The 13,156-nt window shown below is 67.3% G+C and carries 15 protein-coding genes; 7 read left to right on the top strand and 8 right to left on the bottom strand.

What is annotated here, in order from left to right; all coding sequences use genetic code 11:
- Positions 1-4 precede the first annotated feature (4 nt).
- The 3 genes from AC07O3_RS05740 to AC07O3_RS05730 form a co-directional block, all read right to left on the bottom strand.
- On the bottom strand, positions 5-1,120 hold the full coding sequence (locus AC07O3_RS05740; RefSeq protein ID WP_495338800.1) for a DUF2855 family protein: 1,116 nt from the start codon (positions 1,118-1,120) through the stop codon (positions 5-7).
- 160 nt (positions 1,121-1,280) lie between these two features.
- Positions 1,281-1,706: an organic hydroperoxide resistance protein gene (locus AC07O3_RS05735; RefSeq protein ID WP_093058675.1), complete on the bottom strand. Its 426-nt coding sequence runs from the start codon at positions 1,704-1,706 to the stop codon at positions 1,281-1,283.
- A 100-nt stretch (positions 1,707-1,806) separates the two neighbouring features.
- A complete protein-coding gene (locus AC07O3_RS05730) occupies positions 1,807-2,262 on the bottom strand; it encodes a MarR family winged helix-turn-helix transcriptional regulator (RefSeq protein ID WP_495338799.1) in 456 nt (151 codons plus the stop codon).
- 194 nt (positions 2,263-2,456) lie between these two features.
- Between AC07O3_RS05730 and AC07O3_RS05725 the strand changes: the two genes are divergently transcribed.
- On the top strand, positions 2,457-3,479 hold the full coding sequence (locus tag AC07O3_RS05725) for a MerR family transcriptional regulator (RefSeq protein WP_495338798.1): 1,023 nt from the start codon (positions 2,457-2,459) through the stop codon (positions 3,477-3,479).
- A gap of 19 nt (positions 3,480-3,498) precedes the next feature.
- Here the strand turns inward: AC07O3_RS05725 and AC07O3_RS05720 are convergent, their stop codons facing one another.
- Positions 3,499-4,344, bottom strand: a complete 846-nt coding sequence (locus AC07O3_RS05720) for an ABC transporter permease (protein ID WP_093058678.1) — start codon at positions 4,342-4,344, stop codon at positions 3,499-3,501.
- Between the two features lie 3 nt (positions 4,345-4,347).
- The gene (locus tag AC07O3_RS05715; RefSeq protein WP_307616927.1) at positions 4,348-5,298 is read right to left on the bottom strand and encodes an ATP-binding cassette domain-containing protein; all 951 of its coding nucleotides are present in this window, start codon (positions 5,296-5,298) and stop codon (positions 4,348-4,350) included.
- Between the two features lie 126 nt (positions 5,299-5,424).
- On the opposite strand from AC07O3_RS05715, the gene AC07O3_RS05710 reads away from it, so the two are divergent.
- From AC07O3_RS05710 to AC07O3_RS05700, 3 genes are read left to right on the top strand one after another with little or no spacing between them, the layout of a single operon-like run.
- Positions 5,425-6,267, top strand: a complete 843-nt coding sequence (locus tag AC07O3_RS05710) for a hypothetical protein (RefSeq protein WP_097197756.1) — start codon at positions 5,425-5,427, stop codon at positions 6,265-6,267.
- Positions 6,264-6,941 carry a hypothetical protein gene (locus tag AC07O3_RS05705; RefSeq protein WP_097197757.1) on the top strand — a complete coding sequence of 226 codons (678 nt, stop codon included), beginning with the start codon at positions 6,264-6,266 and terminating at the stop codon, positions 6,939-6,941. Before AC07O3_RS05710 ends, AC07O3_RS05705 begins: the two co-directional genes overlap by 4 nt.
- On the top strand, positions 6,938-7,537 hold the full coding sequence (locus AC07O3_RS05700; protein ID WP_256216968.1) for a hypothetical protein: 600 nt from the start codon (positions 6,938-6,940) through the stop codon (positions 7,535-7,537). Before AC07O3_RS05705 ends, AC07O3_RS05700 begins: the two co-directional genes overlap by 4 nt.
- On the opposite strand, the gene AC07O3_RS05695 is transcribed toward AC07O3_RS05700, so the two are convergent.
- Positions 7,534-8,424 (bottom strand): LysR family transcriptional regulator, encoded by an 891-nt coding sequence (locus AC07O3_RS05695; protein WP_093058682.1) that lies wholly within the window; start codon positions 8,422-8,424, stop codon positions 7,534-7,536. The two genes, AC07O3_RS05700 and AC07O3_RS05695, sit on opposite strands and share 4 nt — an antisense overlap.
- Before the next feature lie 117 nt (positions 8,425-8,541).
- Here AC07O3_RS05695 and AC07O3_RS05690 point away from each other — a divergent pair, with 117 nt between their 5' ends.
- Together AC07O3_RS05690 and AC07O3_RS05685 are read left to right on the top strand one after the other, a co-directional pair.
- Complete coding sequence (locus tag AC07O3_RS05690) at positions 8,542-9,201, top strand: glutathione S-transferase family protein (protein WP_440532890.1); 660 nt, start codon at positions 8,542-8,544, stop codon at positions 9,199-9,201.
- Entirely contained in the window at positions 9,198-10,190 is a 993-nt protein-coding gene (locus tag AC07O3_RS05685) for a flavin-nucleotide-binding protein (RefSeq protein WP_495338797.1), read from the top strand. Before AC07O3_RS05690 ends, AC07O3_RS05685 begins: the two co-directional genes overlap by 4 nt.
- Here AC07O3_RS05685 and AC07O3_RS05680 read toward each other — a convergent pair.
- The gene (locus AC07O3_RS05680; RefSeq protein ID WP_495338796.1) at positions 10,148-11,326 is read right to left on the bottom strand and encodes a cytochrome P450; all 1,179 of its coding nucleotides are present in this window, start codon (positions 11,324-11,326) and stop codon (positions 10,148-10,150) included. The genes AC07O3_RS05685 and AC07O3_RS05680 overlap by 43 nt on opposite strands.
- Positions 11,327-11,408: 82 nt before the next feature.
- Between AC07O3_RS05680 and AC07O3_RS05675 the strand changes: the two genes are divergently transcribed.
- Complete coding sequence (locus AC07O3_RS05675; protein ID WP_495338795.1) at positions 11,409-12,101, top strand: ArsR/SmtB family transcription factor; 693 nt, start codon at positions 11,409-11,411, stop codon at positions 12,099-12,101.
- 12 nt (positions 12,102-12,113) lie between these two features.
- On the opposite strand, the gene AC07O3_RS05670 is transcribed toward AC07O3_RS05675, so the two are convergent.
- On the bottom strand, positions 12,114-13,121 hold the full coding sequence (locus AC07O3_RS05670) for a Bug family tripartite tricarboxylate transporter substrate binding protein (protein WP_495338794.1): 1,008 nt from the start codon (positions 13,119-13,121) through the stop codon (positions 12,114-12,116).
- Between the last annotated feature and the right edge of the window lie 35 nt (positions 13,122-13,156).

Below are 13,156 nucleotides of genomic sequence, written 5' to 3'. Positions count from 1 at the left end.
GGGCTCACGCGCTTGCAGGTTGTTTGTAAAGAGAAAGGATATGGCCCGTGCGCGGGTCGCCCTTGCCCGCGAGCACCTGCGCGTAGGCGGCCTGCACTGCCTCGCCGCCATCGTGGTGTTCGGCGTGCAGCCAGGGGGCCTTCGCATCGGTGACGGTGGCCAGGAAGTTGTGCCAGGCCGCGACCATGCGGCGCCCGAATTCGTCGGGGCCCCATTCGGTGGTGCGCTTCTTGATCTGCGCCGGTGCGAAGAACAGCGTGGCGCGCGGGCCCGACAAGTCCTTGCCCGCGCCCTTGGTTGCAAGCTGCTCGACGTGCGTGCCGCCGATGGAGCTGCTGTATGCGAGATTCGTGAAGCGCTCGTGGATGGCGTTGCGCAGCGCGCCGTTGCCGGCGAAGTCGACGTACACGCAGGGCGTGTCGGCCGCGATGGTGTCGAGTGCTTCGTAGGTCACCACGCGGTCGTAGCAGCCCAGGCTTTCGCAGAAGGCCACGTTGGAGGGCGAGGTCAGGCCGATCACCTCGATGCCCTCGCGCTGGTGCAGCTGGAAGGCGGTGCCGTAGGCCGTCTTGCTCGATGCGCTCGACAGCAGCATGGTCTTCGCGCCGAAGAAATCGTTGTCGGCCATGAAGTCGTCGATCAGCCACGAGGTGATGAACAGCGGGCGCAGCAGGGCCTGGGTGTCTTCGGTGTCGGCCGTGTAGAGCGCGTCGCTCGCGCAGCGGAAGTACTGGTTGTAGACGGCGGGCAGCTCTGCGCGGTGCGGCGCCACGTCGGTGAAGCGCTCGGGCGAGAGCCGCCCGGGGCTCAGCACCGCGGCTGAAGCCATTGGCCAGTAGCCGTAGAGCCGTTCGCCCACCGGCACACCCGGGTGCAGCGACTGCACCACGCTCGCAAAGCCCCACACGGGAATGCTGCCCCAGCCCTCTTCGCCGCTCGGGAAGAACTGCCAGTAGCTCATCGCGTCACCGAAGGCGGCATACGTGATGTTGTTGGAAGTGAGCGCAAAGCTGTCGATGCGCACGCGCACCTGGCCGTCGGCGAGCGCTTCGTCGGTGGCGGTGTGCAGGCGCGTGGTGGCGAGCTGGTCTTTGCGGATGAGGAAGCTGGTGGTGCTCATGAGCGAGGCTCCTGGCAGTTGGTGTCCAGCTACGTTAGCCAAGCTTGATGAAAGGCGCTATCTCGCGCCGCGTTTTGGCGTCACCCGTGAGACATCGGCGGGCATGAAAAAAGCGGTCCGGCTTGTGGCCGGACCGCTTGTTCGCGCGCGCAACGAGCTTTTAGGCGATCGTCAGTTCCACGTCGATGTTGCCGCGGGTGGCGTTCGAGTAGGGGCAAACCTGGTGAGCGGTGTCGACCAGCTTCTGCTTGGCATCTGCATCCAGGCCGGGCAACGTGATCGCCAGCTTCACGGCGATGCCGTAAGCCGCGCCGCCGTTCGTCGGGCCAAGGGAAACGCTGGAGTCGATGGCGACGTCTTCAGGCACCTTCACGCCGATCTTCGGGCCGACGGCCTTCATCGCGCCGATGAAGCAGGCGGCATAGCCGACCGCGAACAGCTGCTCGGGGTTGGTGCCGGGCTTGCCGGAACCGGGCGAGCTCAGCTTGACGTCGATAGCGCCATCGCTGGACTTGCCTGCGCCGTCACGGCCGCCGACGGTGTGAGCTTCTGCGGTGTAGAGAACTTTGTCGAGCTTGGTGGTCATGGTGATTCCTTTGGTGATGATGAAGTGGAGGGAGGGTGGTGAAAGGCTTCGTTCTCTCTTGATGGGATCGACCGAAGCGGGAGAAAAATGTTGCGCTGCGTCAGGCTGCCTTCTTGATGCGGTCGCGCAGGGTCTGGATCTGCTGGGTGAGCGAAATCAGTTCGGGCACCGAGCATTCGGTGGCGGCCATCAGGCAGGCCGGCACGTTCGATGCGCGGCTCTTGAGCCTGCGGCCGGCGGCTGTCAGCGTGATGTGCACGCGGCGCTCGTCGGCCACGTCGCGCACACGGGCCACGTAGCCGTTGGCTTCGAGGCGCTTGAGCAGCGGCGTGAGCGTGCCCGAGTCGAGCGAGAGCTTCTCGCCGAGCTCGGAGACCATGAGGCCGTCTTGCTCCCAGAGGGCGAGCATCACGAGGTATTGGGGGTAGGTGAGCTGCAGCTTTTCCAGCACCGGCTTGTAGAGCCGCGTCATGGCCAGGGAGGCGGAGTACACGGCAAAACACAGCTGGTTGTCCAGCTTGAGCATTTCGTCGGTGGGGACTGGGTTGGAGCGCATGGGCTGAATTGTAGCGAGCAATTAGATTGTGTGCAATCTAATTTGCAAGCGTTGGTTTCAACGGAGGCTACAGTCTGCCGGGAACGGGCATTCTGAACCTGCAAGGCCAGTGAATCCAACTTTCATGTCCGCCTGTTGACCCGGCCCCTGGGGCAGCCCTTAAAAAGGGAAGAACGTCGAAAAAGGTTCTCTTCATGCAATCCACCGCTCGCTCTTTCAGTCCATCCGAAGCCGCGAGGCGGCTCGGTGTTTCGGCCAAGGCCTTGCGGCTCTATGAGCAGCGCGGGTTGGTGGCGCCTGGTCGTACCGCGGCGGGGTGGCGGGCGTATGGCCAGAAGGAGATGTCCCGGGCCGCCGAGATCGTCGCGCTTCGCGCGCTCGGCTTCAGCCTTGCGCAGGTGGAGCGGGCGCTGGAAGGCAATTCCCAAGGACTGGAGCCAACGCTGGCGGCGCACCAGACAGCGCTGGAGGCGCAGCTTCGCCAGCTTGCTCGCACGGTCGACAAGGTCCGTGGCTTGCGAAGCGAACTGGCGCAAGGCCGGACGCCGAGCATCGGCGAACTCACAGGCCTGCTGGCACCTGCTGCAGAGGTCCGCGTCGCATTCGAACTGCCGTGGCCATGGGGCGGGGAGCTCTTCGAGCTTCGCGACATCCGCGCCCTGAACTACATCATTGGTCCGCTAGGCAGTGGCAAGACCCGGCTGGCGCAGTGCCTCGCCAATGCATTGCCCAACGCCGCCATGCTGGGCCTGGAGAGGCTTGAAGATGACGAGGTGGCAGCAGCAAAGTCGCGGCTGGATGGTGATTCCCTGCTGAAGTCCCGCGTCGACGAAGCCCTGACCTGGCTCGTGGAAGACGGCGCCACGCCGTCGGATGCCTTGATCGCATTGCTCGCGGGGCTGCAGGCCGACGGACCGGACGCTCTGGTCATCGACATGATCGAACAAGGCCTCGACCACGCAACCCAGGAGGCATTGATTGCCTGGCTGCGCCGCCGCGGGCCCGGCGTGCGGCCCCTCTTCATGCTCACCCGTTCCTGCGCCATCCTCGACCTGACTGCCGTCGGCCCGGACGAAACCATCCTCCTCTGCCCCGCCAACCACAGCCCGCCGACCCAGGTGGCGCCCTATCCCGGCGCGCCTGGCTACGAGGCGGTTGCCACTTGCCTGGCTTCGCCTGAAGTGCGGGCCCGGACCGCGGGAGTCATGCAGCTGTAGGTGATGAAGAGACCCAGCCTCACCCCTTGAACCGCTTGCGCGTCAACGCCAACGCAATCCAGAACGCCACTACTGCATACACAGCCAGCACCGCCGCGTGCAGCCACCAGTCGGTCGGCCACTGGTCCATGAACAGCGGCCGCACCAATGCCACCGCATTCGTCAGCGGCAGCCACGCCGCCACGGCCTTGACTGCGGAGGGCAGTTGCTCGAGCGGAAAGAACACGCCGCTCAGGAACATCATCGGCGTCATGAAGAGCGTGAAGTAGTACGTGAAGAAGTCATAGCCCTTCGCCAGCGCATTGAAGATCAGCGCGATCGACGAGAAGGTGATGCCCGCCCCGATCAGCACCATCCACGCAACGATGAGCTTCGGGCTGTGGCTGATGCCCAGCCCGAGCATCACGAACAGGATCGCCGTCACGGTGAAGATCGACTTGAACGCCGCCCACAGCATTTCGGCCATCACGATGTCGTCGAGTCCGACGGGCGCGTTCATGATGCCGTCCCAGGTCTTCTGCACGTGCATGCGCGAGAACGCCGAATAAAGCGCCTCGAAGCTCGCTGCGTTCATCGCGCTCATGCAGATCGACCCGCTCGCCAGGAACAGGATGTAGGGCACCTTCACGCCGTCGACCGACACCTGCCCCACCAGCGCGCCCATGCCGTAGCCGAAGGCCACGAGCCAGATCAGCGGTTCGGCGATGTTTCCGATCAGGCTGGGGATGGCGAGCTTGCGCCACACCAGCAGGTTGCGCAAAAACACGGGCCACCAGCGCAGCGAGATTTCGGGCGGGCGCCATACTGAAGGCGAAGGAGGCGCGGTCGCTGCAATCGGTGCGGTCGTCGTTGTCGTCGTGTTCATGATCTAGCCGTCCTCGCGAATCTGGCGGCCGGTGAGCTTGAGGAAGAGGTCCTCCAGATTCGCCGGCCGATGAAAGGTGCGCAGGCCGCTGTGCTGCGTCAGCGCATCGAGCAGCCGCCGCGCGTCCTGCGTGTAGAAGAACACCGTCTCCCCGCTGACTTCCACGCGTGCCGCCATCGCCTTCAGCTCGGGCGATTCCGCCAGCGACAGCGCGCCGTTGCCATACACCTCGACCACGTCGGGCTCCAGGTGCTCGGCAATGAGGTCGCGTGGGCGGCCTTCGGCGATCTTGCGGCCATGGTCGAGCACCAGCAGGCGCGAGCACAGGCGCTCGGCCTCGTCCATGAAGTGCGTGGTCAGCAAGATCGACTTCCCCTGCTGCAGCAGCACCTGCAGCCGTTCCCACATCAGGTGCCGCGCCTGCGGGTCGAGGCCGGTGGTCGGTTCGTCGAGCAGCAGCAGCTTCGGGTCGTTGACCAGCGCACGCGCCAGCGACAGCCGCCGCCGCATGCCGCCCGAGAGCTCGCCCGGCTTCGCATCGGCCTTGTGCGACAGCGCCGCGAACTCCAGCAGCTGCGGCACGCGTGCGCGCACATGCGCCTTGCTGAAGCCGAAGTAGCGGCCGTACACCACGAGGTTCTCGGCGCAGCTGAAATCCGGGTCGAGCGTGTCGAACTGCGTGACCACGCCCAGCTGCGCCTTGATGGCCAGTGCGTCGCGCGGCATCTGCAGCCCGAGTGCCGAGATGTCACCACCGTCGGGCGCGGTGAGGCCCAGGCACATGCGGATGGTGGTGGTCTTGCCCGCGCCGTTCGGGCCGATCACGCCCAGGCATTCGCCGGGCGCGATCTCGAACGACAAGTCGTCGACGACCGTGGTGTCGCCATAGCGCTTGCGCAAGTGGCTGGCGTGAAAGAGAGGTGCGGGGGAAGGGGAAGAGGATGTGGGCGGCACACAACCATTCTGACGCAGTCACCTGAAAATCACGGGCGCTCCAAGCCCTCGATAACCCGAGTCGAACCACGTCCCGGCGGCCTCACAATCGACGCCCAGTTGCATTGCGCGGTGGGAGGCCCAAGGATGCTGCGTTTCTGGTTGGTGCTGTCGGCTGCGCTGCTGCTCAGCGCCTGCGCACCTTTTCATCGGCCCCTGGCGGCTGCGGACCGCAACAAGGTCCAGGAAGTCGACGTACGCGTCGTCGTCGCGCAGGAGAGCTTCATGTTCTCCGCGCAGCCCCCCGGCGTGAGCGCGGCCACCGGCGGCGGGCTGATCGGCGCGCTGATCGACTCGTCGGTGCAGCAAACGCGCCAGAAGGAGATGAGCGCCGAAGTGCAGGCCATCGTCGGCCCGCTGCTCGACTACGACTACCGCGTGGAGGCGGGCAAGGCGCTGACCACGCTGCTTGCCGAGCCGAGCTCGTTCCCGCTGAAGATCCGCTCCTCGCAGGTGCTCGCGGCGATGCCGCTGAAGGCCGAGCAGGAGGCCCGCATCGCTGCCACGAAAACTGGCCCCGCCTACATGGTGCTGTTGCTGCAATACGCGCTGGAGCCAGGCCTCGGTGCCTTCACCACGCGCACCTCGGCCCTGCTCTGGCAGGACGGCCGCAGCGAGCCGAGCTATCGCGCCTCTGCCATCTTCCAGACGCCCATCGGCGGCACCGCGCGCGCTGCCGTGCTGCGAAGGCTCACCGCGAACGACGGGCAGGTGCTGCGCGGCGTGATGCGCGAGTCGATGGCACAGACCCTGCATGCGGTCGCGCTGGACATTGCCGGCGCCCGTTCAGGTGGCGTTAAGACTGCGCGATTCAATGTCAACGGTTCGTGGGTGACACTGGCCGGCCAGAGCTTCGACGAGCAGCCCGGCCGCGTGCTGTTCCGCGACCAGGACGGCGCCATGTATTCGGTCAGGAACACCGCCCCATGAGGCCACGCCAAGGACTTGCCATCGCCACCACTCTGGCCGTACTCTGCGCCATGCCCACTCTCTCGCATGCCGTCACCGAGAGCGAGCCGCTCCCCATGGTTTTCGAGCCCGCGCCCGAGCCGGCCGAACGCCCCAACAGCGTGCCGGCCGTGTCGCTGCGACTCGCGCGCGGCTGCACGCTGTACCTGCCGTCGATCGAAGATGCGCGCAGCAACAAGGCCAATGCCGGCAACCTCACCGTGATGCTGCCGACGGTGCACGCCACGCCCCGGTCCGTGCAGTCGCTGCGCAGCGGCGACGCCACCGGGTGGACGCGCGGCGCGCTGCAGTCGACGAGCCGCTACGGGTTCCAGACAGTGCTGGGCGCACCGCCCGCGAGCGCCGGTGCCAGGCAGGTGACTGCGGACGTGGCCCTGCGCCTGGCCCACGCGTGGTCGGTCGATCTGAACCTGGTTTCGCACGTCGTGCTCAAGGTGAACTACCGCCTGCCCGGCGGCGAGACTGTCTTGCGCCAGTACCACGGCATGGGGACGCGCACCAACTGGGCCAGCGCCAATGGCGAGTTCATGTCGGTGCTGAATCTCGGCCTCGAAGAGGCGGTGCGCGGCATGGCGAGCGATGCCGCCGCGCTCTGCGATGGCCTGCCTTTGCCTGCGCCGGTGGTCGTGCCATGAAGAGCAGGCTGGAACTTCACCTGACCTGCGATGTGCCGCACGAATCGCAGATCCCGTTCTTTGTCGCGGTGTGCGAGCAGATCGGGCTGCGGCCGCTGCTGATCGACCATCACCGCGACAACGGCGGCGAGCGAAATCGGCAGCTCTCGGCTACCGCCTGGTTGCGCGCCGATCTCGAAGAAGCCAAGGCCGAAGCGATGGCGCTGGCGCAATGGCTGGCGCGGGCGGGCATGGCAGTGTTGGGCGTGAAGGTCGATGCGCCTGTGCAGGACGCCGACCAGCTCGACTGCGACGGCCAGTATTTCGAGTGGCGCGGCAAGCTGCGCCAGCAACAGTGCGACATGTCTGCGCTGCAGCAGCTGTGCGAGGCGCACGGCGCGCAGTTGTCGCGAGACAGCCTGCGTGAGGAAGCCTGCACCTGCTTCGTGACGCTGCGCAGCTGCGAATCCCTGGAGGAATTCACGTCGCGCGTATCGGCCGTGACCGGACAGCTCGAGCGCGACGGCTGGCCGGTGCTGAAGCAGGACTCGGAAATCTGCCTGCTCGACAGTCGCGAATTGCCCCGCAACTGCAGCTGCAATGGCAACTGCACCTAGAGCCTGAGCCCGCTGAACTCCATCTTCATCCACTCGATGAACGCCCGCGTGCGCGCGGGCAGCAGCCGCGCATTGGGATAGATCACGCTCACCGGCCGCGGCGGTGGCTCGAAGTCTTCCAGCACCAGCTTCAGCCGTCCCTGCGCCACGTGCGGCATCACCTGGTACGAGAAGAAGGTGCCGAAGCCCATGCCCGCTGCGCACGACTCGATGGCCGGCGCGAGGTGATTGAACTCCAGGCGGTTGTTCGGCGTCACGCTGATCGTCTTGCCGCCTTCGTGGAACAGCCACTGCGCCGGCGCGTCGACGCGGCCTCGCACGCAGGGCGCGCCGTTCAGGTCGCGCGGATGCGTTGGCGTGCCGTGCCGCGCCAGGTAGTCGGGGCTCACGGCCACCACGCGGCGGATGGTGCCCAGCGTCTGCGCCACCAGCGACGAATCTTCCAGCGGGCTGATGCGAATGCCCACGTCGATGCCTTCTTCGAGCAGGTTCACGGTGCGGTCGTACAGCCGCACGCTGCAGCGCACTTTTTCGTAGCGCTGCATGAAGCGCACGATGGCCGGCGCCACGTACATGTGGCCGAAGAGCACCGGCGCGGTGATGGTGAGCTGGCCCGCCGGCTCGCGCGCCTCTGCCTTCAGCGCGAGGTCGGCGGCGTCGGCTGCGAGCAGCACCTCGCGTGCGCTCGACAGGTAGTGGCGGCCTTCCTCGGTGAGCGAAAGGCGGCGCGTGGTGCGGTGGAACAGGCGCACGCCCAGGTGCGCCTCCAGCGCAGCGAGCGAGCGCACCACCGCGGGCAGCGAGGTGCCGAGCGCCTCGGCGGCGCGGGTCAGGCTGCCCTGGTCGGCAATCTGCACGAAGGTCTGCATGGCCTTGAAACGATCCATGGGGGCGATTAAACCGGAAAACGCAGCAGTCAAATACAGGAATGGCTATTCATTCATTCAGCGCAAGAGAGAAGAATCGAGGCACTGTCCCAGCCATCTCGAAAAAGGAACGCCTCCATGAACGCCGCAGCCGCCAATCGCCCCGCCCAGCCCATCAAGCTCTACGGCACCACGCTCTCCGGCCATGTGCATCGCGTGCGGCTGTTCCTCACGATGCTCGGCCTGCCCTTCGAGAACGTCGAGATCGACATGCGCAAGCGCGACAACCGTGCGCCGGAGTTCCTGGCGCGCAACCCCTTCGGCCAGGTGCCGGTGATCGAGGACGGCGACCTTACGCTGGCCGACTCCAACGCCATCCTGGTCTACCTCAACGAGCGCTATGCGTCCGACCCCGCGCGCTGGATGCCGCGCGATGCCGTCGGTGCGGCGCGCGTGCAGCGCTGGTTCTCGGTGGCGGCGGGGCCGCTGGCGTATGGCCCGGCGGCCGCGCGGATCATGGCGCTGTTCGGCCACACCACCGACCCGACGGAGACCGTCAAGCGCTCGCATGCGTTGCTCTCGGTGATGGAGATGCACCTGCAGCAGCAGCCCTTCCTTGCCGGTCCCGCCGCCACGCTGGCCGACATCGCGAACTACGCCTATGTGGCGCATGCGCCCGAAGGCAGCGTGGCGCTCGATACCTACCCGAACGTGCGCGGCTGGCTTGAGCGCGTGGAAGCCTTGCCGGGCTTCGTACCAATGGTGCGCACGCCCATCGGGCTTGCGGCGGTCGCATGATCGCCGCGCCGTTCCACGCCGGCGAGCGGGCGTTGCAGGCCCTGGCGGGCTCGCGCGAGCAGATGGAGGTGGCCGGGCCGCGCGTCATTCGCGACTACATGCCCGACCAGCACCGCGAGTTCTTCGGGCTGTTGCCGTTCCTCGTGGTTGGCAGCCTTGACGCGGATATGCAGCCCTGGGCCAGCGTGCTCGCGGCACCTGCCGGCTTCGCGCATTCACCAGATGCCACGCACCTGCGCGTCGATGCGCTGCCCGCGTCGGGCGATCCGCTCGTTGGCCAGTTGAAGCAGGGCGCCACACTGGGCCTGCTCGGCATCCAGCCGCATACGCGGCGGCGCAACCGCATGAACGGCACGGTCGAGGCGCTCGATGACGCGGGTTTCATGGTCGCGGTGCAGCAGAGCTTCGGCAACTGCCCGCGCTACATCCAGGCGCGCGAGCCGGTGTTCGTTTCGCCGCGTGCCGATGCGGCGCCGCAGGCGCAATGGCTCGACAAGCTCGACCTTGCGGCGCATCGCCTTATCGGCAGTGCCGACACGTTGTTCATCGCCACCGCCTATCCGAACGAGGTTGCGGCGGGCGACGAGGCCGATGTGAGTTCGCACGGCGTCGATGTGTCGCACCGCGGCGGTCGCCCTGGCTTCGTGCGCGTCGACGGCGATGACGTGCTCACCGTGCCGGACTTCAACGGCAACCGCTTCTTCAACACGCTCGGTAACCTGGCGGCGCATCCGCGCGCGGGGCTGCTGTTCGTCGACTTCGACAGCGGCGATCTGCTGCACGTGGCAGTCACGGCAGAGATCGTTTGGGACGGGCCCGAGGTGGCCGAATTCGAAGGCGCGGAGCGGCTGATGCGTTTCCATGTCACGCATGCCTTGCGTCGCCCGGCGGCGTTGCCGCTTCGCTGGGGCGATGCGCAGCTGTCGCCCCACCTGGCGGGCACGGGTCAGTGGAACACGGGAATGCGCCCGTTGACCGACGGCCGGTAGCTCCAGCCGCGCAGGCGCTGAGCATCGAGGTCGGGCGCGCGACGCAGCAGGGCGTCGAGGCTGGCCGCTGCCAGCGTGCATGCCAAGGCCTGGCCGGGGCACGCATGCATGCCGTGGCCGAAGCCGAGCATGCGGCGCTTTGCACGCACGAGCATGAAGTTGTCGGGATCGGGGTTGAACGCCGGGTCGCGATTGGCCGAGGCCAGCAGCACCAGCACCGTATCGCCTGAGGCCAGCGGTGTGCCGGCGATGGTGACGGCTTCGGCGGCAAAGCGCCGTGTGTTGTGCACTGACGGATCGTGCCGCGCGGTCTCCTCGACGATTGCCTGCAGGCCGTCGCGTGTACGGGTCGACGTGCGCAGCGAAGGCTCGCGCATCAACGCGATCAGGCTGTTGCCGACCAGGCCCGCCGTTGCATCGCAGGTCTGGGATAGCAGGCCGGCCACGTTCGCCAGCAGCGAGCGCGACAGAGGCGCATCGCCCGCACTTTCGGCGAGCACGGCGGCGAGCAGCGTGCCGTGCCGTGGCGGCTCGCCTGCCACCAGAACTTCAAAGCGCGTCATCAATTCGCCCGCCGCGGCGCTCGCACGCTGCAACTGCTCGGGCGTGGACAACGGCGACAGGCAGGCCACGAAGTCGCGCATCCACCGGTCCACCTGCGGCAGCGCGTCGTCGGCAAAACCCAGCAGGTGCGCGACGGCCTGCACAGGCATCGAGAACAGCGCGTCGGACAGCGGTTGCTGCTGCGGCACCCGCAGCGCTATCTGCAGGGCTGCCGCGTGCACCGCGTTCAGGGCGAGCCCGGCCAGTGCGCGTTGCAGAGCGGGCCGGTGCGCCTGGTGCGCCACGCCGTCGTTCATGCGCACCAGATGGCCGAAAACCTCGCCGGCCGCACTGCCCACGATGGCGCGCGGCACCGGCTCGGCGGGCGGCCGTACACGCAACGCACCGTGCGCGAGCAGCACCTCTTCGATCACGTCCGCGCGGCTCGCGACCCAGAGGCGCAGCTTCTCGTTCCAAGCGAGCGGCGGCCCGTCGCGAAGGGCGGCGTAGTACGGATAGGGATCGGCATGCGTGACGGCAGCGACCGGGTCGGCGGGCATCTCGGCGAGGGTGGGGCTGTTGCTTTCGTTCATGGCATCAGTGTGCGATCGAAGCCGCCGCCATACTTCGTCCGCGAACGAAGTGTCGGATGCTGCTCCGTCTTACGATGGGCGCATGGACACCACCGCTTCATCCGCCGATTTCCAGCTGGCCCGCCTGGCCGGCGCCATCGCCGAACCGGCGCGCGCCCGCATGCTGAGCTGCCTGATGGACGGCCACGCGCGCACTGCCACCGAGCTCGCCACCGTCGCCGAGGTGGCCGCATCGACCGCCAGCGCGCACCTCGCGCGTCTGAAGGACGAACGGCTGGTCGATCTGCTGGTGCAGGGCAAGCACCGCTACTTCCGCCTCGCCAACGACGACGTCGCCGCCGCGCTCGAAAGCCTGATGGTGGTGGCCGGCGCGCCGCGCACGCCAGAGTTCAAGCCGAACACGCCGAGCCGCCTGCGCAGCGCGCGCACCTGCTACGACCACATGGCGGGCACGGCGGGTGTCGCGCTGCACGACAGGCTGCATGCGCAGGGCTGGCTCAGCGGCCTGCAGAGCGGCTCGTACGAACTCACGTCCGAAGGTGCGATCGCGCTGGAGAGCCTGGGCGTCGAGGTCAATGCGGTGCGGCGCTCGCGCCGCCGCTTTGCCTGCGCCTGCCTCGACTGGAGCGAGCGCCGTCCGCACCTGGGCGGCGCGCTGGGCGCTGCATGGCTGCAGCTGTCGTTGCGCCGCGGATGGGTGCGGCAGGAGCTCGACGGGCGGGCGCTCACGCTCACGCCGAAGGCGCAGCGCGAAATGCCCGAGCTTTTCGCGTGATGCTTCGAGCGATCAGGCCTTCAGCTTGAGCAGATAGATCAGCGGCCCGGCCATCGCCGTATCGAGATCGAGGAAGCTCTCGAAGTCCTTGCCCGCCATCCAGTACGCGTCCCAGTTGTTGCGCTTGATGGTCTTCTGCCAGACATCGGCCGTGGTGGCGCGGCGCACGGCTTCGAGCAGCACGGCCTTGCGCTCGGCCGGGACCTTCTTGCCGGTGAGCACGCCGCGCCAGTTGGCGAGGTCGGCGTCCACTCCCTGTTCGCGCACCGACGGAATGCCCAGGAACGGCCGCTTCGATGACACGCCGATGGCGCGCAGCTTGCCGCTGGCCAGGTGATCGCTGAATTCGCTGTAGCCCGAGATGCCGGCGGCCGCCTTGCCCGTTTCGAGCGCCTCGACCACCTGTGCGCCGCCGGGGTGCGGCAGGTAGACCAGAGCCCCCGCGTTGCCGGCCACACGCGCCAGCATGCCGGCGTACATGTGATCCACGCCGCCGGCCGAGCCGCCGGCGATGACCGTCTTTGCAGCATCGGCGCGCAGCTGCGCAATCAGGTCCTTCGGGGTCTTGATGGGCGAGTCGGTCTTCACCGCCACCACTTCGTAGTCGCTGGTGAGCCGTGCCACCGGCGCGACCTGCGCCATCGTGACGGCGGGCTTCTGCAGCGCCACCGCGCCGACCATGACCATGCCGCTCATCAGCAGCGTGTCGGGGTCGGCGTCGTATTTCTCGACGTACTTCGCCAGGCCGATGGTGCCGCCCTTGCCGCCGATGTTCTCGTAGCTGATGTCGCCCACCGCGCCCGACGCGATCATCGCGGCGCCGAGCGCGCGGCCGGTCTGGTCCCAGCCGCCGCCTTCGTTGGCGGGAATGACGATGCGCAGCTTGGTGGCGAGCTGCGGTTCGGCCGCGCTGGCCATCGTGGGCCAGAGCGCTGCGGGCATTGCGCCCGCGGCAGCTGTCGATGCGATCCATGCCGCAAGGCTGCGGCGAGAGAGGCCGGTCGGCACGAAATGCGACATTTTGTTTCCAGTTCCCTGTAAAAGTAACCGGATGA

The sequence above is a fragment of the Variovorax sp. GW821-FHT09D05 genome (assembly GCF_059416325.1).
This window is presented reverse-complemented; position numbering and strand designations above follow the sequence as displayed.